Source organism: Rhodococcus sp. 24CO (assembly GCF_050586165.1).
Classification (GTDB): domain Bacteria; phylum Actinomycetota; class Actinomycetes; order Mycobacteriales; family Mycobacteriaceae; genus Rhodococcus_F.
In genome coordinates this window covers 13999-32726 of the sequence record NZ_JAZFNF010000012.1, presented here as the reverse complement: position 1 = coordinate 32726, position 18728 = coordinate 13999, and the positions used below count along the sequence as shown (strand labels likewise).

At 60.8% G+C, this 18728-nt stretch carries 14 protein-coding genes; 3 read left to right on the top strand and 11 right to left on the bottom strand.

Going from position 1 to position 18728, the window contains the following annotated elements:
* Nucleotides 1–13 precede the first annotated feature (13 nt).
* The 4 genes from V2B23_RS26190 to V2B23_RS26175 all read right to left on the bottom strand — a co-directional run bounded on the left by V2B23_RS26190 (nucleotide 14) and on the right by V2B23_RS26175 (nucleotide 7731).
* On the bottom strand, nucleotides 14–2938 hold the full coding sequence (locus tag V2B23_RS26190) for a Z1 domain-containing protein (RefSeq protein WP_430952977.1): 2925 nt from the start codon (nucleotides 2936–2938) through the stop codon (nucleotides 14–16).
* Nucleotides 2935–4446: an ATP-binding protein gene (locus tag V2B23_RS26185; RefSeq protein WP_430952976.1), complete on the bottom strand. Its 1512-nt coding sequence runs from the start codon at nucleotides 4444–4446 to the stop codon at nucleotides 2935–2937. The genes V2B23_RS26190 and V2B23_RS26185 overlap by 4 nt, the downstream gene beginning before the upstream one ends.
* Nucleotides 4439–6532 (bottom strand): hypothetical protein, encoded by a 2094-nt coding sequence (locus V2B23_RS26180; protein ID WP_430952975.1) that lies wholly within the window; start codon nucleotides 6530–6532, stop codon nucleotides 4439–4441. Before V2B23_RS26180 ends, V2B23_RS26185 begins: the two co-directional genes overlap by 8 nt.
* Nucleotides 6533–6630: 98 nt before the next feature.
* Nucleotides 6631–7731, bottom strand: coding sequence for an LLM class flavin-dependent oxidoreductase (locus V2B23_RS26175; protein WP_430952974.1), 1101 nt, complete (start codon nucleotides 7729–7731; stop codon nucleotides 6631–6633).
* 301 nt (nucleotides 7732–8032) lie between these two features.
* On the opposite strand from V2B23_RS26175, the gene V2B23_RS26170 reads away from it, so the two are divergent.
* Nucleotides 8033–9034, top strand: a complete 1002-nt coding sequence (locus V2B23_RS26170) for an MBL fold metallo-hydrolase (protein ID WP_430952973.1) — start codon at nucleotides 8033–8035, stop codon at nucleotides 9032–9034.
* 88 nt (nucleotides 9035–9122) lie between these two features.
* Nucleotides 9123–9977 (top strand): hypothetical protein, encoded by an 855-nt coding sequence (locus V2B23_RS26165; RefSeq protein WP_430952972.1) that lies wholly within the window; start codon nucleotides 9123–9125, stop codon nucleotides 9975–9977.
* Nucleotides 9978–10028: 51 nt separating this feature from the next.
* Here V2B23_RS26165 and V2B23_RS26160 read toward each other — a convergent pair whose 3' ends face one another.
* From V2B23_RS26160 to V2B23_RS26140, 5 genes are read right to left on the bottom strand one after another with little or no spacing between them, the layout of a single operon-like run.
* On the bottom strand, nucleotides 10029–11003 hold the full coding sequence (locus V2B23_RS26160; RefSeq protein WP_430952971.1) for a TauD/TfdA dioxygenase family protein: 975 nt from the start codon (nucleotides 11001–11003) through the stop codon (nucleotides 10029–10031).
* Nucleotides 11004–11057: 54 nt separating this feature from the next.
* Nucleotides 11058–12758, bottom strand: coding sequence for an ABC transporter ATP-binding protein (locus V2B23_RS26155; RefSeq protein ID WP_430952970.1), 1701 nt, complete (start codon nucleotides 12756–12758; stop codon nucleotides 11058–11060).
* A 33-nt stretch (nucleotides 12759–12791) separates the two neighbouring features.
* Nucleotides 12792–13646 (bottom strand): ABC transporter permease, encoded by an 855-nt coding sequence (locus tag V2B23_RS26150; RefSeq protein ID WP_430952969.1) that lies wholly within the window; start codon nucleotides 13644–13646, stop codon nucleotides 12792–12794.
* Nucleotides 13646–14602, bottom strand: a complete 957-nt coding sequence (locus V2B23_RS26145) for an ABC transporter permease (RefSeq protein ID WP_045071473.1) — start codon at nucleotides 14600–14602, stop codon at nucleotides 13646–13648. The genes V2B23_RS26150 and V2B23_RS26145 overlap by 1 nt, the downstream gene beginning before the upstream one ends.
* A gap of 8 nt (nucleotides 14603–14610) precedes the next feature.
* Complete coding sequence (locus tag V2B23_RS26140; protein WP_430952968.1) at nucleotides 14611–16215, bottom strand: ABC transporter substrate-binding protein; 1605 nt, start codon at nucleotides 16213–16215, stop codon at nucleotides 14611–14613.
* Nucleotides 16216–16595: 380 nt separating this feature from the next.
* On the opposite strand from V2B23_RS26140, the gene V2B23_RS26135 reads away from it, so the two are divergent.
* A complete protein-coding gene (locus V2B23_RS26135; protein ID WP_430952967.1) occupies nucleotides 16596–17021 on the top strand; it encodes a nuclear transport factor 2 family protein in 426 nt (141 codons plus the stop codon).
* A 3-nt stretch (nucleotides 17022–17024) separates the two neighbouring features.
* Here the strand turns inward: V2B23_RS26135 and V2B23_RS26130 are convergent, their stop codons facing one another.
* Entirely contained in the window at nucleotides 17025–17270 is a 246-nt protein-coding gene (locus tag V2B23_RS26130) for a hypothetical protein (protein ID WP_033235999.1), read from the bottom strand.
* A gap of 80 nt (nucleotides 17271–17350) precedes the next feature.
* Nucleotides 17351–18718 (bottom strand): NtaA/DmoA family FMN-dependent monooxygenase, encoded by a 1368-nt coding sequence (locus tag V2B23_RS26125; RefSeq protein ID WP_430952966.1) that lies wholly within the window; start codon nucleotides 18716–18718, stop codon nucleotides 17351–17353.
* Nucleotides 18719–18728 lie beyond the last annotated feature (10 nt).

The following is an 18728-nucleotide window of genomic DNA, read 5'->3' as shown; positions in this document are numbered from 1 at the left end:
CACCACTACACACCTAGTTTGCATCGACTATCGCACCTGTCCCTGATTGTTTCACCCGGAAACCGATCCGCCCCAACGGTTCCGCAGCTTGCGGCAGGGCGTACGAAAATAGTGTCGCAAAGTCACGCGAATCCACCGGACCAGCCTGTGCCCGCTTCAACTGACGCGGACCCGGATCATTCGCAAATACCAGAATCAACGCACCGCGAGTCTTGCGGTGCAGTGCCCCAGCCAGGGGTCCACCGTTCTTCTTCGGGCTGCCGGCGATGTGCTCGATGGCATCGCGCTCACGAACGGCGGTGCCGGTGAACCCCGTCCGATACTCACGTTCTTGACGCTTGCGATTGACGATCGGGAGTTTCTCGTGCCAGCCCTTGATCTCGATGGGCTCGCGCGTCTTCGGTTGTGGCAGAAGAACGGCGAAGTCCTCGAGCAACCCGGATTCGATTGCCGCCGAGAGCGCTTCACGGTGCGGCCCGAAGTTCCAGCCCGTCGCCCATTCGAATTGATCGACTGTGTCCAGAACAACGGGAGCTGGGACGATTCCGTACCGTGCGGTGAAGGACCGCACAACATCGTCCTTGTCCACAAAGTTGAAGGTCCCGGAATCGCCGAGCGACTTCAGGACCGGACCGACAGCAGCAAAATGTCGGGCATTGATCGAGCCGTCACCGCGCGGCGGCTGCATCGTGAAACTGAAACTCTCGCCGCCCATACCGCGGTAAGCCAGCTCGGCGTTGAACATCTTGTTCCGCGCTGTGGGCTTGAGCCACGGAAGCTGCTGGAACACCATTGGCGGCACATCGCGTGGGGTGACCCATGGCTCACCGTTCTCGTTCACACCACTGAACCTGGTGAGCTCACGCCGGAACTCTTCCTCGTCCCGCACGATGGCCTCGAATGCCTTGTACATGTCGTACTCGGCACCGGCCGGTCCACCGACGGTACGGCCGATGAACAGCCGCACCAAGTCTCGGTAGCCTGGCCGGAAACCGAACCATCGGCCCATCTGCATCAACGTGTCGGCTTGGCCAGTTCTGCGGGTGTAGTACGTGATGGTGAGTCCCTCGACGGTGAAGCCGCGACTCAGCTTCGTGCCCCCGACGAGAATCTTCCATACGCCGCGTTCCTGAAAGTCGAGGGAATCCTGCTTGTAGTCCTTCTCGGCCGCGCCATTGACCACGATGACGGGGCTGGTGCCCTCGGAAATCTTGTCGTAGGCAGCGCCGATGAACTCCTCCAACTCGGCAAACGAACCAGGATTCTCCAGTTCACTGCCCCGAGCCGCACTCACCACTGCAAAGTCCTCGGCCCAGAGCTTGTCCAGCCGGGAAAGACTCTTGGCCTGGCTGTATCCAGCCGATTTCCACAAAGCCTTGAAGTCGTCGGCTACGGCGTCATGCTCAGCCTGCTTCACCGATTCGTGCACCAGCATCGTGTGGTGCCGATACTTTTTGGCGCCCTTCGATTCCCGGAAAAGTTTGATCGCCCCGGTCAGAACAAACGAATCGAGCGCTCGTAACTGCTCGGCAGCGCGATCCTCGTCGCACTCGGCTCGAAGATCCCGTACGTACGCCTTCTCGTTCGAATTGGCCGGAGTCTTGTCGTCGTCATCGACATCGTCGAGATCGTGAAAGTCCGCGCCACCCATGTACGGGCCTGGCCGCTCGAGGCTGACAATGAAGTCCGAAGGGAAGACGTTGACACTGTCTTCCGGATCGACGAACACATTAGCGAAGGGTGTTGCGGTGTAACCGATGTACTGAGCACGCTTGAGGAGTCCGAGGATCTCGGCGATCTGGCCGTTGATCGCCGTCCGCTCGATCTGCTCGGTTTTCATCTTCTTCGGATCGATCGTGTTCACCGATGCCTGATCTGCCTCGTCGTCGATGATCAGAGCCGGGATCTGATCGAGTTCGGTGGGAACTTTCTTCAGATCCGCGACCAGCTTCTTGAGACTCGAGACGTTCTTCTTGACAACGGCAATTCGAATATTGCTGGGATACAGATTCTTCGGATCGTTGAGTGGTAGCGAGTGATCCACCGTTTCGAAATGCAACGCGCTCAAGCCCGCAAGCAGGCTCTTGTAATCGAACTTCGACGTGGTGAGTCGACGGATTGCCGGAATCTCATTCGTCTTGTTGGGATCAATTTCGTGCTCGAGAAAGTTCCCCGCGCGCCAATCTTCGTCATTGGCGTAGTCGTCGTCGACACCGGCGCTGATGTTCTGCCGACCGACCAGTTCCATGTCGAGACGACGCTGAGTCTGGCTCCGCAGAATCTCGATAGTGCCGGTCAAGACGATGACCAATCGGTAGCCGGCGTCGATCGCCTTGGCCACTACCCCACTGAAATTCGCTGTTTTTCCACTCTGGACGTACCCGACCACCAGTCCCTTGGACTGATACGGCTCCGGCCGGGTTGGGTCGGCGAGCCGGTGAACGACCTCAGTGGTGGCTACATCCAGCTTGCCGATTGTCGCGTTGTCCCAATTCTTGTCAGCCAAAACACGCTTGTAGGCACGCCAGTAGAAGTCGTGCTCGCGCCGTCGCTCGGCTGCGTACCAGGGATCCCACGGCTGCTGAGCCGCGATGACCACTGGTCCACCTTCACGCGGAAACCTCGCACTGAGGTCTTCGTGCACCTGAGCTGGCAGTCCGAGCAATTCGTAGATCAGGGTTCGACGTTCGTCGCTCTGGACGGCGGTGGCTCCTACCCACGTTTCGACGCTCTCGGCATCCCACTGACGCAATCGTGACCGCAGAGCGGTACGTACGGCAACAGCGCTGTCGTCCAGGAAGACGTCAACGATGTCGGCGATGGTCAACCCGTCGGGAAAGCTGGCCCGCAACCGCGCATTGACCGGGTACAGAACGTTTTCAGGTGGAAACCCGTCGCCCAGTTCGCGTGCCACGGCACGGAAGACTTCCTCGCTCACTGCGCTACCTGCTCTCGATGTGCCGCCATTGCAGAGATCAGGACTTCCTGCCACGCCTGCATCTTTTCCTTCTGCCGCGCGCTGATCCTGACACCCTCGAACATTTCACCGACCAGCAGATAGATGAGCGACTTCAGCACCGGTGCGTCCGTGTTGTCGAGACTTCGGCGCCCTAGCAGGTCGCGCCGAAAACGCGCATTGATCCACAGGGTGCGGGTTTTGAGATCTACTTCGAAGAATTGATCGCGTGCCAATGCTCGCCATCCAATGGCAACAGGGTCGGCGCCAACAGTGAATTCGAATGCGTCGCTGAAAGAATCGAGCACATCCTCGGGCAAACCCGAAGAAGGTTCAATGACACTGATGGGCCGGGGTTGATGGCTGCGCGCCGCGCGGACGGAGTTTTCGGCGTCGCCGAGATAAGAACGGAAGTTCCCGGTTCCCCCGGAGAATACGGCGCCGTCGATGGCAGCCGTTGCAGTGGCATCAAGAGTGACTCCCGACTTTTCGGGGTTGATCGTGATGTGCTGCAACAAATTGTCGTCGAGGTCGATTGAGGCGCGGGCCAATCCGTAATCGGGACGACCGCGAACGATCCCGTTCCAGCCACCGATCTGCAGGAGCCGATCGTGACGATAGAAGTACAACCCTTGCTGATCCCTACCGGGCGCACCGTGCAGCCGAAACTCCGGCGCGTTGCTCCGCGCCGGCCAGATGTGGGCGTGAGCAACGGAAGCCGCTCCGTTGATCGACACAGTCAGCGGTTGTGGGTAATTCGGCGAACCAGTGCGCGGATAGGCAAACGGATCAATTGCGCCTACCGAGCGCAACGCCCCTGCCCGCCCAGCCTCGACGTCGAAGACATCGACGGTCAGCGCAACTCGGCCGGATTCGATCAATCGATGGAACACCACACCGAGGTGGCTGCGCACGTCACTGATGGTTTGTTCGAGCCAACTGGTCTGCTCGTCCGCGTTTGCAGACATCAGAAAGGTTGTGATGCCGCGCCATTCGACGATGGTGCCCGACTCGAACGGAAAGCGAGGTGTGATCGCGTCAAAAAAGGCCGCAGCCTCCCCCTCTTCGATTACCGAAACCGCCTGGCGCCCCTGCTCCGAGTCGATCTCGCGGCCCTGGGTGGGATTACCCAATCGCCTCGACCACACCCGCAGCACCCGAGCCTGGCTCAGCGATGCGGCCTTCATACCAATGCCGAAGTGACCCAAATCTGCTGCGCCGTAATCGCGTCGGCGACCGTATGTCATCGCTGCGTCGATGGTGACGGCGTCCATTCCACAGCCGTCGTCGATCAGCATCATCGAGACGATCCGAGTCCCGTCCTGCACAAAGCGAATCAACACGTGCGCAGCACCGGCGTCGAGGCTGTTGTCCACCAGGTCGGCGAGGGCCGTGGTGATGGTGTGGTGCAATCCCACCGCGCCGGCAAGGGATTCGTCAGCCGATAGTGCCTTGGTGCCGACTATCGAGATCTCGGAGATGTCAGGCATCGCCGACCTCCGAGTCCGCCGACACTTCGGAGTGAACCCAAGCCGCTTCCAACAAGTCGAGGATTGCGTCCTCACCTCGATCTTCATAGGCTCGCAGCAGCTTTCGCGGCCGATCTTCCCCGGGAAGACTCACCGCCTCGGCAAGAATGCGCACGACGTGCCGATCGGCGGTGCGCAACGGTTCGCGGTTTCCGATTTCGGCGAGTGCCTGTCGCAATGGATCAACATCGGCGTGCACAGCTACCGGACGCACCACCCGGAAAGTCCCGTCCTGCCACAGTTCGAGCAGGATGTCCTCGCCCACAACAGCGGACAACTCACGCAGGAACCGGCGGATCGTGCCGAAGGTCGGCTGCGCACCGCTCCACCGAACTGCCTGCACGCCAAGATGACTTTCGAGTTCCACCCTCTCGCCGCGCGCACAACCAGCTGCGACCGCCAGGCCGGCCGGGACGGCAAAACTCGAACCTCGCAAGTGCTCGGCCGTGACTGTCGTACGGTATCGCCAGACATTGCCGGAGCGGTACAGGCGACGCGTCTGCTCCGGCGGTTTGGCAGTATCGCGTGTGCGCTTACGTCGAACGATTCCGTCGCCGCCGACATTGAACTCACTCTGCTCCGGAACAGGTTCTTCTACAATGGAATCCGCACTACCCCAGGCCTGAAGGTGCCATGAACCGGCGTCGAATGTGGTGCGATCATCCGCTTCGAGGGCCCGCTCGATCGACCGTTCCGGGCGATCCGTCTTCAGCAGCGCCGCCAACTCGGGAACGGACTTCGGCGTCCCTAATGCCTCCAGTGCGCCAACTGCCAGGTCGGAAATTCGACGCGCCCTCGTCAACGCGGACCCGGCAACAACGGTGATTCCGCACCAGGCGAGCCACTTCTCGAGTTCGCCGGCGGACATCGACACCGCATCGGCAACGTCACCGAGAGCAACAACACCGTTGGGTGATTCGAAGTCCTCGAGCAGTGTCTGCGTACGCTTCTTTGCTGCTGCGACGCCGGGCGCGGCAGCCCAACCATCGGTGACTTCGAAGTAGTCGTCGATCCGATCGAGAACCAGCCACAGTGGAACCTCGAACCCGGGAACCTCGGCGGCAATGCTCGGATGCAATTCCAGAAGGCGCTCGAGCGACGCGACCGGCTGAATCTCGACCCGCAAGCTGGCAAGCAAATTGCCGACGGCAGTTCCGAACCCACAAGCGTCGTTGATCTTGGCTTTCACTTCAGCCTCGATCTGCCCTACCCGCCCCGAACCCACGCCAAGCTTCGCGCCAACCGCTCCGCGTCGCTGCGGCACCGGCGCCACAATGCGCTCCCGCAAGACAATCGACTCGCGTTCGTCGAGTTGTGAGAAAAGGTTGTCGATCTCGTCCATTGCGTCGGTACGGTCCACGGCAGGTAGATCGTTGGGTGTCAACGCAGAAATCCGGGCAGCCAGCTCCTGGATGGGTTCCGGCGACTCGTCATCGATCTCGACAGTGACGAGCGGGCGCGCCTCTTGACCGCGGACCCGTCGCCACATCGCCAGCTGCTCGAGATCGTCGAGCAAGGCCGTGATCGCGGGCGGGGCGGCTCCGTCGTTCGGCGTCTCGATGCGCGAGCGCGGATCTGTCATCACCGCGCACATCAGCAAGCTCAGAACCACATCGTGAACTGTCTGCTCGCTGGTTCCACGAACACCAAAAATCTCAGCGGTGGTGTGAGTCAGCAGGTCGCCGACACTCCCTTGGGAGGCCAAACGGGCCAGCGACGTCACAGCCCGCGTGTCGAGCGCGAGGGCACTGATCGGCACGCTCGGTTCGAGGAGCGGGAAACTCTCCTTCAGAACCGCCGACGAATGGTGGGAAATGTAGAGCGACGCCACCTCGGACAGCAGTTTTTCGAGATCGACCTCGAGAACGGTGAACGACGGCGACTCACTGAACCACCAGTCGGGGGACGGCGCCAACGGTTCGAGCAAGGCGGCACGGTCGGACACATAGTCGTCCAGCCACGGGAGAATATCGACCCAGAGACTGTCCGACAGTTCTGTCGCTGGTAGCGAGTTCACACCCAACGTCAACGCACTACTCCCACTCACAGAACTTTCATTGCAGTGTAAAACCGACCACGATGTCGGTAATAAGCTACTGCAGGCTGTGATTCGTCGCAGCGTCGGACCTGACTACGCTCACCTGCTCAGTCGACTGCGGTGAAACCCTTCGCCCGATCCTCGTCGCCGACGCTCCACAGGTTGGTCGACACTTCCGCCTTCACGAGGGGAATCACTTCTTCGGCAAAACGGCGCAACGTGTCCTTCTGCTGCTCGAAGTCGAGGACGTGATTGACGGATACGGACTGGAAGTCGTGGCCGTAACTCTCGTAGTAGTCCAGGATCTTCTCGGCGACGCGCTCCGAGGAGCCCACCAAGGCGGGGCCGCGATCGACGGCTTCCTCGATGGTCCGGAAGCTCGTCGACTTACCCACTGCTTTGGGGTCGTGCTTGCGCTTGTCAGCCTGAGCGACGGCACCCTCGTAGATGGGACGGAATTCCTCGACGGCTTGTTCTGTCGTATCAGCGAGGAACAGCCCACCCGAGCCGGACCCGACGTAAGCACGGGAGGGATCGTGGCCGTGAGCGAGATACTGCTCGCGGTAGTGGTCGATGAGCACTTTGTAGTTCTCGCGGGGCTGGAGGGCATTGGCCGTGACGATGGGATCTCCCCACTTCGCGGCAAGCTCCACGGCCTCGAAGGAGGTCGCGGACCCGTGCCAGATGCGGAAAGGCCCGTCGTACGGACGCGGTAGCGTCGTTGCGTCCTCGAGGGAGGGCCGGTGAGTACCTACCCACTTGACGTTTTCCTCGCTGATCAGCAGTTTGAGGAGCTCGTAGTTCTCGGTCAGGTATTCGTACTGCTTGGCGATATCGAGTCCGAGCAGCGGGTACTGCAGCACCTCGTTTCCCTTGCCGATCACGATTTCGAGCCGCCCGCGGCTGAGCTGGTCGATGGTTCCGAAGTCCTCGGCCACTCGAATCGGGTCGAGCAACGACAGGACGGTGACGCCTGTCGAGAGCAGAATTCGGTCTGTGGCCTGCGCAATTGCGCCCAAGATGACCGTCGGCGCAGAGGACAGCACCGGGCCGGCATGACGCTCCCCCACCGAGAAAGAGTCGATGCCCAACTCTTCGGCAAGAACCGCGAGTTCGACGACGCGATTGAGTCGGTCCGACGGGGCTACTTCCTCTCCGGTCACTGGATGGGGTGGGTTGAAGATGATGTCCAGAACCTGAAAACGCATGACCCGTCTTTCTCGAGAACCGCCGCACGGCGCCTGTCCCTCGAAACGCTAGTTCGCTCGCCTCCAGCTAACCGCCGCGGCAGCGCAACCGTCAAACCGGTAAAACAACGAAACATGCACTGCTTCAACACTTCTCCACAAATACCGACAAGTAGGAAGGTTAAACTCTCACCGATCCGAAATGCGCTCCGCCGGTCACACATTCCCGCCAGGTAGGACCTGCGTCACGGGCCAATCGAGCGCACGGTAAACATGAAGGACATAGAAACAGATTCCTTAATCGGTAAACGAGGTACTACAGATGAACGGTGCAGCTGCCATCGGCGATGGCATATTCCAGATTCCGGTCCCCATCACCGACAACCCACTCGGCGCAACGCTGGTGTACGCGATGGAATCCCCGAACGGCCTGATCCTGGTTGATGCGGGTTGGGACGACGACAACGGCTGGCAAGGCCTGAACGCCGGATTGGCAGAGATCGGTCATTCGGTCACCGATATCGAAGGCGTTGTGGTCACTCATTTCCATCCGGATCACACCGGGCTGTGTGGGCGCGTGCGTGAGGCGTCAGGTGCCTGGATCGCGATGCACGAGGACGATCACGAGCTGTTCAACAAAATGGCCAGCAGCAAGGGCGAAGAGTGGATGGCCCACCAGCTGGCCAACATGGCCAAGGCCGGAGCACCGGAAGCTGATCGCGAAGCGTTCCGACAGGCAGCCGATGGAAAGCCGCCGACGAGCGCGGACTCCGCTCCCGACAGAATCCTCTCGGACAACGAGATCATCAACCTCACGGGCCGCGGACTCCGCGTGGTCTACACGCCAGGCCACACCCCCGGACATGTCTGCTTCTATCTGGACGACGCGAACGTCATGTTCACCGGCGACCACGTTCTGCAGAAGACAACGCCACACGTCGGAAACTTCACGTATCCCCTCGAGGAACGTGACGCCCTGGCTGACTTCTTCGCGTCACTACGACGCGTCCAGACCATGGACATCACGCGCGGACTCGGCGCACACGGCATCCCCATCGACAGCGTGGGTGGTCGCGCAGGTGAGCTGATCGAGCACCACGAGGAACGCCTGGATCATCTACTCGAGGCATTCGGCGATCAGAAGCTGACAGTGTGGGATGTTGCGGCACATATGAAGTGGTACAAGCCGTGGTCGGATATTTCTCCGCTGGGCAAGACCATGGCGCTGTCCGAGGGCGCCGCACATTTGCGTCATCTGGTTGCACGCGAGCAGGTTACGCAGGTTTCCGGTACGGAACCGGCACTATTCGCCCGCACGTACTGAAATGACCGGTCAGGGCCGACAGCACAGTCGGCCCTGACCGGCGTCTTGATAGCGCAGCGGTGTCGGAACCCTCTGCAATACTTCGCAGATGATTACGCGCAGCGCAGGTCAGCACGTATTTATCGCTCTCGGCACACCCTGGCTCGACGCCGTGGTGGCATTTCTCGAACCCAAGGCCAAAGTCGATCCGTGGAGCTTTCACGGCGATATGGCCGCCGGCGACGTCCTGATCACCGTCTTGGACACCAAACCCCGAACGGTCCTCTGCGCGGAAACCTTGACGGCGCCGTTCACCGACGGCATGTCCCGCCTGGAAGTGAGCGAAGACGTCGACACTTTCTATCAACTTCCGCTGGTTCCGAACATCGAAAAGGCAATGTCCATCCAATTCCCCAGGGAGAGAGGTCAAATCGACGACGAACTCGGTGACCGCATCCTGTGGGCGCTCCACTCCACTGCTGGTCCCGATCGCTTCGAGATCGACACCACGGACCCAACGTCAACCGCTGCGCACGCCCGCACCCTGCTCGGTAGCTACGGCACATGCACCGCCTGTGATGCTCCGCTGCGTTTGGAGAAGTACACAGCCGGGGATTCGATGCTTTTTCACTCGGCATCGCGCAGCTTCGAACAATTCGAGGCCGGAGACGACTGTCCGGCCGTTCTGTGCCGAAAATGTGCGGGCAGGATTGCGTCATCCGGTTACACGAACCTTGTTGAATACATGGTCTCGACACACCCGCCATGCCCGCAATGCCGGGCTCACTGGGCCTCGCGCTGTTCCCCGGGAATGCCGGCCTACCTCCACAACGAAAGACCCTGGATCTCGGTCACCGGTTGCGTCGTAGGCCCGAACACTCCCCAATGGAGTTGCCTTGGTTGCCAACACTCGTGGGGAAATATGTTCGAGCTGGCACCTGAACTCGACGAGCGCGTTTGGTGACCGCACAATCGGCCACCAAACGCGCTTCGTTGTCAGACGCTCTGCGTCAGATTAGTTCGCGTCAAACCCGGGGAGCCGGTCGATGTCCGCGATGATCGAGAACTCGGATGCGTCGCCCTTGATGATGCGGCTGGATTCACCGTGGACGTCCACCGGCACGTCGCCGGCCAACGTCACTCGGTGCACGCTGCGCGCCTGGGTTCCGTAATCGGAGACGCCGTAGTGCTGGGTGGCCTGGTTGTCCCAGATCGCCAGATCGCCCGCCTCCCATGCCCAACGAACTGTGTTTTCCAACTTGATGATTCGTGCCTGCAGAAGCTGAAACAGAGCGACCGATTCCGACGGCTTGAGTCCGACGAACTCCTTCACGAAATGACCCAGAAGCAGGGTCTTCTCCCCCGTTGCCGGGTGGATGCGTACCACCGGGTGCTCCGTTTCGTAGATCTCGCGAGTGAACTCTCCGTAGTTGGTCAGCCGCTCGCCCTCACCCTGCTTCACCTTGTCGACAATTTCGGAGTAGTCGTACGCATTGGTGTGCACGGCCCGCAGGTTCTCGACCAGAACCTTGAGCGAATGCGGGAGCTGGTTGTACGCGGCCGTGGTGGAAGCCCAGGTCGTTGCTCCGCCGTACTCGGGAATCGTGGTGGGACGCAGGATCGATGCCTTCGGGATACGGTCGATGAATGTGACGTCGGTGTGCCAGCTGCTGGCGGCGCCGTCGAGAACGAGCAGCTTGTTGTCCGCAGACTTCAGCGTCGGGTGGGTGGTGGTCTGGGTGCCGAGTGTGCCGGCAAATTCGTACTGCGACACGTCGTCCAGATGCTGCTGCCCGCGGAAGAAAACAACCTTGTGGGCGGCGAGAGCGTAGTTGATTGCGTACGCGGTCTCCGCGGACAGATCTCCCGAGAGGTGAACGCCGTCGATACGTGCTCCGATCAACTCACCTACCTTGTGGACGGTGATTCCGCCTGCGGCGTAGATCTCTTCAGGGGTAAGTGCGACGCGTTCGAGTTCGGTGATAGACATGAAATTCTCCTGTGAGGTGAGAGTGAAAGGTTGTGTGTCGTGCGAGCGGATCGGTCAGACAGCAACAGTCAGGCTTGGCTCCACTCGAGTAGTTCCTCGTCCTTCGCGCTGGCGCAGCGGATCCGGGAGCGGCACCGCTGCAACCAATCTCCTGGTGTAGTCCTGGCGCGGCGAGCTGAATACCTCCGCAGCGGGGCCCTCTTCGACCAATTCCCCGCTGCGCAGCACCGCTACCCGGTCGGCCACCTGATGGACGACGGCCAAGTCGTGGCTGATGAACAGGCATGCGAACTTGTATTCCTCTCGTAGGTCGGCAAATAGTGAAAGAACGTCGGCTTGGACTGAAACGTCGAGCGCACTGGTCGGCTCGTCGGCAACCAACAGTCGTGGTCCGAGGGCGAGTGCTCGCGCCAGCGCCACACGCTGGCGCTGACCACCGGACAGTTCCCCCGGTGCCCGGTGTGCAAATGATCTAGGGAGACGGACGGATTCGAGCAACTCCTCGACCTTGTTCCGCAGCAGGGCTCCGGTAGCAAAGCGGTGCACCTCGAGGGGTTCGCCAATGCTCTGCCCGACAGTGCGCCTGGGGTCCAGCGACGCGGCCGGATCCTGGTGGACAAGTGCCATACCCTTACGCAGACCTCGCAGGTTCGCCGCAGATATCGTGGCCAGGTCGGTTCCGTCGAAGCTCACCGTGCCGCTGCTGGCCCGAATGACGCCCAGCGCGCTGCGTCCGAGAGTTGTTTTCCCCGAACCTGACTCACCGACCAGCCCCACTACTTCACCGGGCCGCACACTCAAACTGACGTGATCAACAGCCCGAAACGCCTTGTTACCCAACCGGGCCGGGTACACGATCGAGACGTCGTCGAACCGGAGAATCGGCTCGGCGAGCGCGTGCTCGACATCATCGACCAGCACGACGGCCGGTTTGGCGTGCTCGGCTTCCGGCAGCCGAGGCACCGCTGCCAGCAGAGCCTGCGTGTAACTAGCCCGCGGTGACGCAAACAGATCGAAAACCGACCGCTGTTCCACCACTTGACCGGATTTCATCACCAGCACGCGATCGGCGATATCCGCGACGACGCCCATATTGTGTGTGATCAGCAGAATCGCTGTCCCCGACCGATCGCGCAGATCCCGCAGCAACTGCAGAATTTCGGCCTGCACTGTCACATCGAGCGCAGTGGTCGGCTCATCGGCGATCAGCAGATCCGGAGAGCCCGACAGAGCCAGAGCAATAACTACTCGCTGCTTCTGACCGCCCGACAGCTGATGTGGATACCAATCGACCCGACGCTCCGGCTCCGGAATCTCCACCATCCGCAGCAGTTCGACGGCGCGGGCCCGAGCGTCGGCCCGGGATATCTTGCCGTGCGCCCGCAGGACCTGAGCAATCTGCCAGCCCACCTTCTGGACGGGATTGAGCGCGGTCTGGGGTTCCTGGAACACCATTGCGGCCCGGGTACCGCGCACCTTGTTCAAAGTCGCCTCGTCAGCTCCGAGAATCTGCTGACCGCCGAGTTCGATCGAGCCGCTCGCCTGCGCGCCCTCCGGCAGCAACCCGAGCACAGCGCGCGCCGTGAGCGACTTACCCGATCCGGATTCTCCGACCAGAGCCAGAATTTCGCCCTGTGCCACTTCGAGATTCACCTGATCGACTACTGTGGTCGATTCACGTCGGGAATCCGCGGTACCGAACCGGATCACCAGATCCTCGATGGCGAGGACCGCCTGCTGCTCTACTGCGTTCATGCTTGTGTCCTTGAAGTGGTGGTTGAGGCGGCGTCAGATCCGACGGGCTTTGCCGAGCGCCTGGGCGATCAGGAGGAAACTCAAGACCAAGGCGGAGACGATGATCAGCGGTCCGACGGCATAAGCTGGATTGACGTCGAGATTAGGGATGGCATCAGAGATGATGGACCCCAGTGACGGATCCGGCGGTCGCACACCGATACCCAGAAAACTCATCGCACTTTCGGCAAATACGGCCACCGACATCGACAGGGCAATCTGCACGCTCAACGGTTCGACCACGTTGGGCAGCACATGTTTACGCAGTACCCACCAACGGCCGGCCCCGATCACTTCGGCCGATTCGACAAACGGTAGCTCGCGAACTTTGAGCACACTGGTACGTACGAGGCGCCCGAACATCGGAATCTCCGCGGCCACAATCACCGCGACCACCGGAAAAATACCGGGACCGGTAATCGCCACCAGCGTGATCGCGAGAATCAGCAGCGGGAAAGCAAGAATCACATCGAAGATTCGTTGAGCGATGACATCGGCAACCGGATTGATGCTCGAGATCAAGCCGGCAAGTGAACCGATGATCGCACCCAACGGCACCGCAACAAGCACGATGACCAGGTTGATGCGGATGCCGTACAGCGAACGAGTGAAGACGTCACGGTTCACCTGATCCGTGCCGAACCAGTGTTGTGCACTGGCGCCCAACAGGTTTGCGCCCTCGATCTGTTCGTTGGGCCCGTAGTTCGTCAGTAACGGCGCCGCGATACCCGCTGCTGCGATAACCAGCACGATCAGGACACCCGCAAGCCCCTGGCCGTGAGTCAGCGCCTCACGCACCGGGTGCGAACGTCGAGTCTGCGTGTCCTGGCGTTGATCAACGACAGTCATTACTGTCCTCCAATGCGGATACGCGGATCGAGGTAAGCGTGCACGATGTCTGTCAGCAGTTGAATCAGCACGAAGATCGTGACCGAGAGCAGCAGAAGCACCTGCACCACCGGGTAGTCGCGCCGACCGATTCCCTGCTGAATCAGTTGACCGATTCCCGGCCAGGCAAAGATGGCCTCGACCAGCACCGCTCCACCAAGGAGATGCCCGGTCTGAATTCCGAGGACAGTCAACATGGTCGGAAGCGCGTTGCGTAAAGCGCTACGGGTCACCAGGTTCCAGCGCGTGACTCCCGCAGCTTGAGCGGTGATCACATACTGCTGCGCCATCTCGGTGCGCAGTGCCTCCGAGAGAAATCTGGTCAGAGCGGCTGTGACCGGCAATGCCAGGCACAGTGCCGGTAGTACCAAATACTGCAGCGTGATATCGGGACGTGCCAGGTATCCACCCGGAGGAACACCACCGGAAGGCAGCACCGGGATCAGCACCGCAAACACCAGGACCAGTAGAACACCCGTCACAAAATTGGGCAGCGCAACAGAGAGCGTGTTGAGCACGTTCACCACGCTGGTCAGCCACTTCTTCGGCCAGACCACCACGGCCACACTGAGAATCAGGCTCAACGTTACCGCCAACAGCAACGCGCTGCCGGCGAGCACCGCCGTATTACCCAACCCGGCCAGCACCAGATCCGAGATCTGACCACCGAGGACAAACGACCGGCCCAGATCCAACGTCAGTACATCGCCGATCCACGACAGGTACTGAGCGGGGACCGACTTGTCGAGACCTAGCGAATGACGAATCGCCTCAATCGCTTCCGGCGTCGCATCGGGACCGGCCAGCGCCAAGGCCGGATCACCGGGAACCAGTCGCATAACCGAGAAGATCAACAACGATGCAAGAAAGAGAACCACCACCGCCGACGGTAGTCGGCCGACAACATAGCGAATCATGTTCTCCCCTAGGCCAGGAAGGTGTTGGCGAACTGCGGCTGACGGCCCTTGGTCCAGGCAAGATCCCGCACGGTGGAAGCAGCCGACACCTGCGGAACCACCACACCGATCTCGATCAGGAACAACTCTTCCAACAGTTGGGTGCCGAGGTCCGCGTACAGCTTCTTTGCAGCGTCACTCGAACCGTCGGGCACCTGCCACGCCGAGTCGGCTGCGGCAGAGTATGCCGGCGAACTGAACTTCGACGCATTGTGTGCGGCATTGAACGGGTAGGCGCTGACGGTCAGCGTCGACGGAACATACTGCGCAAACGTGTGACTGGTCAGCCACAGTCCCTTGAACTCTGCGCCGATCAACTGCTTGAAGAAGATTGTCGCCTCCACCGGGTCCAACTCGACGCGAATTCCCGCCTCGGCAAGATTTGCCTGCACGATCTGGGCTGCCGCTTCGAAGTCCGGGCTGGCACCGGTGTACGTCAACGGGATTGTCGGAAGTGCCCCCACCTCACTCAACAATGACCGAGCCTTGGCAACGTCACGCGTATACGTGGAGTTCTTGGCCGCGTCGTATGCCGGCGACGACTTCGGCCACGGCAGGTTCACCGCGTAGCCGGCGTCGCGGTACACCTCACTCATGATGCGATCCCGGTCGATGGCATAAGCCACGGCCTTCCGGGTTCGAACATCGGTCAACCCCTCAGCCGTGACGTTGGCGCCCAGATATGTCTGCAATTCCGCTCCGTCGAGAGCTGAGATAGCGAAACCGCTTGTGTTGCCGAGCGTCTGCGAATCACGGAAGGTCAAGGACCCCGGCGATACGAGCGCAACCTGACCCGACTTCAGAGACGTCAGACGCGCTTGCGAATCGGGGACGATACGAGCCTCGACGCGATCAAGGAAGGGACGCTCCGCAACCCAGTAGTTCGGATTACGATCGAAAGTGATCGAGCTGTTCGGAGTGCGCGCGGTGAAGACGAACGGTCCTGTCCCGATGAAGGATTCACCGCTCACAGCCTTGTCGAAGGTCTCCGAGTCAAAGATCGGCGCCAGATCCAGCAGGTCGAAGATATTGCCGGTGCGGTGCGCGAGCGTCAGCACCAGCTTTTTCGGATCCGAGGAGTCGTAGCCTGTGATGGCAGCAGCAGTGCTGCGCAACTGAGCGGAAAACTTGGGATCGGAGTACGTGCGCAGCGAGAACTCCGCGTCCGCAGACGTGAACGGGCGGCCACTGTGGAAGGTGACGTCGTCACGCAGATTCAGCGTCAACGTCAGACCGTCGTCCGAGAGTTTCCAGTCCTTGGCGAGAAGCGGTTGCGGCACTACGGAATCGATCGGATAGCGGGTCAACGTCTCGAAGACAAGCCCGGAGATGGTCGTGCCGGCGATTGTTGTGCTGGTCAAGAGAGCAGCCGGGCTGACATCGTCCGGGATTGCCAGCGTGAGCGTGCCGCCGCGCACCGGATCCACCGATTCACCTGCATCCGAACGCTGTTCACCAACAGCCGAGGAGCACGCAGCCAGTGAGCCGGTACCAAGAATTGCGAGTGCGGCAATAGCGCTGCCACGGAAAAAGGCACGGCGATCAAGCCCGGCCGTCGGAAATGACGAGTTCACGGAGGTGCGGTCCTTCGTATGAGGGTGTGCAGCGACGCGCGGTGAGCGCGGCACGCAAAAGGGGAAAGTGGTCGTCCTGGTGGCCTCGAAGAACCCGAACCGTGCGGTTCAGTAGGTAATGAGGGCTACACCAGCCGGTGTGGCGCTGAAGAAGTCAGCGCAGACATCGCAGAGGGACGGACACGGTAAACCTTCCGGTCAGATTCAAGGCACTTGCCTTCGTGAACACACTTAATCATTTCCCCGGATGTCGGGGGAATAGTTGGACTCACGGTGATCCGAACTCACGAATTCTATGACCGCTCAACGAGACCGGGCCCACTATTCCCAGTTCATCGCGGTAATGTCCGGAAAATCCGCCCCTACTCTCGAGGAGACAGATGCAGCCCGAAAGCCCAGCCGAGCAGATCCGAACCACACTCGCGCGGATCGCTCACCTCGCCGATACGGGAACTGTCGACGATTACGTCGAGCAATTCACTCGCCGCGCCGAATGGACCATGCCAGCCAACGCCGACCGCGGGTTGCCGCTACAGGTACGACGCGGCCGCGAGGAAATCGCTGCCGGTGTGCGCGAACGCCGCGCTGCGGGAATCCAAGGACCGGGCACCTTCACGCGCCACGTCACCACCGCAATCGCCGTCGAGGTCACGTCGGACACTTCGGCCCGCGCCGAAGCGGTGTGGACGTTTTACGTCGACACCGCCACGACGCCTCGTCTCAGTGGCGTCGGCAGTTACGCAGACGAGTTCGAACTCGAAGACGGTCGCTGGCGATTGTCACGGCGCGTCATCGCTCGCGGCTGACGGTCAATCCTCTTCACCGGTGATCGACTCGCACCAGTCTTCGACCTGGTCGATCCCCTCCTCCGTCCACTCCGGGCTCTGATCTTCCAGAGCATCGAACACACTCTCGCAGGTCAGCGTGTTCGGCAGGCTATCCGAGCCCGGAGCAACAGAGCCCTCCGCGGACGCTTGGGCAGACGCTTGGGCAAGGGGACCGGCAACCAGTGCAACTGCCACTGCGCCTGCCCCGACCAGGCTTTTCACACGCATGGTCTTCCTCCTCCATGACTGCCGACGTTAGGTGCCGACGTTTTCGGGGTACCCCGATCCCCGCGCGCTACTCGCCCGCGCTATCGCGGCGCCACAAGACCACGATCGGCCGGAATTGCCAGACCAAGATTGTCGCGTAGCGTCGTTCCTTCGTATTCGGCGCGCAGAACACCACGATCCTGCAGCAGCGGTACTACCTCGTCGACAAACTCGTCCAATCCTGTTGGTACGAGGTGCGAACCGAGGATGAATCCATCCGAACCGTCGTTCTGCACAAACGAATCGATCTTTTCAGCAATCTGCTGCGCAGTACCGACTATCGGCCCGCGCTCGAACTGGTCGATCACGACCCCACGCAGATTCAGCTTCTTGTTCTCGGCCACGGCGCGCAACTTCGCGACGGTCTCGAATCGGTCCTGATGGATGAATGCCCGTCCTTGGATGATCGGGGGCGCTTCGGGATCCGGCGCGATATCAGGTAGCGGTCCCTCCGGATCGTAACCCGAAAGATCGAGATTCCAGATCTGCTCGAGCAGGATCAACGCCGTCTGACCAGTTACTTGCTGGTCGCGAATATCGCGATACTTCTCGATAGCGTCGGCCTCGGACGTGCCGAGCACAAAGCTCGCCGACGGCAGAATCTTGATGTCACCCGGATCACGCCCGGCTGCAACAGCACGGGCCTTGATGTCCCGATAGAAGTCCGACGCCTCAGGCAGCTGCCCGTACGGCGAAAAGATCGCGTCCGCGTTGCCGGCCGCAAAATCCCGCCCTTGCGGCGAGACACCAGCTTGGAGAATGACCGGTCGCCCCTGCGGGCTGCGCGGAACAGTGAACCGACCGTTCACATCGAATTGTGATCCGTGGAAAGCGAATTCACCAGCCTCTGCTCGTGCGAGGAAACGGCCGGAATCCTTGTCAGCGACGATGTCGTCACTGCGCCACGAATCCCAGATTTCACGCACGAGTGCGACGGTTTCCTCGGCGCGTTCGTACCGCTGCGCGCGATCGAGATAACCGCCGCGACGGAAGTTCTGCCCGGTGAAGGCATCGAACGACGTCACGACGTTCCAGGCCGCGCGGCCACCGGACAGTTGATCGAGTGTCGCGAACTGTCTGGCCAACTCGTACGGCTCGTTGAATGTCGAGTTGATGGTGCCGGCTAATCCGAGGTGTTCGGTTACTGCTGCCAATGACGCGAGCACCGTGAATGTATCCGGCCGGCCGATGATGTCTTGATCGAAGATCTGCCCCGCGCGTTCGCGCAGCGCCAGTCCTTCGGCCAGGAAGAAGAAGTCGAATTTTCCGCGCTCGGCGGTTTTAGCAGTGTGCTCGAAAGAGTCGAATTCGATCTGACTGCCCGCCTGCGGATCCCACCACGCCGTGTGGTGGTTGACGCCGCCCAGATAGGCGCCCAAGATGACCTGCTTACGCTGCTGAGAACTCATGAAAGTATTC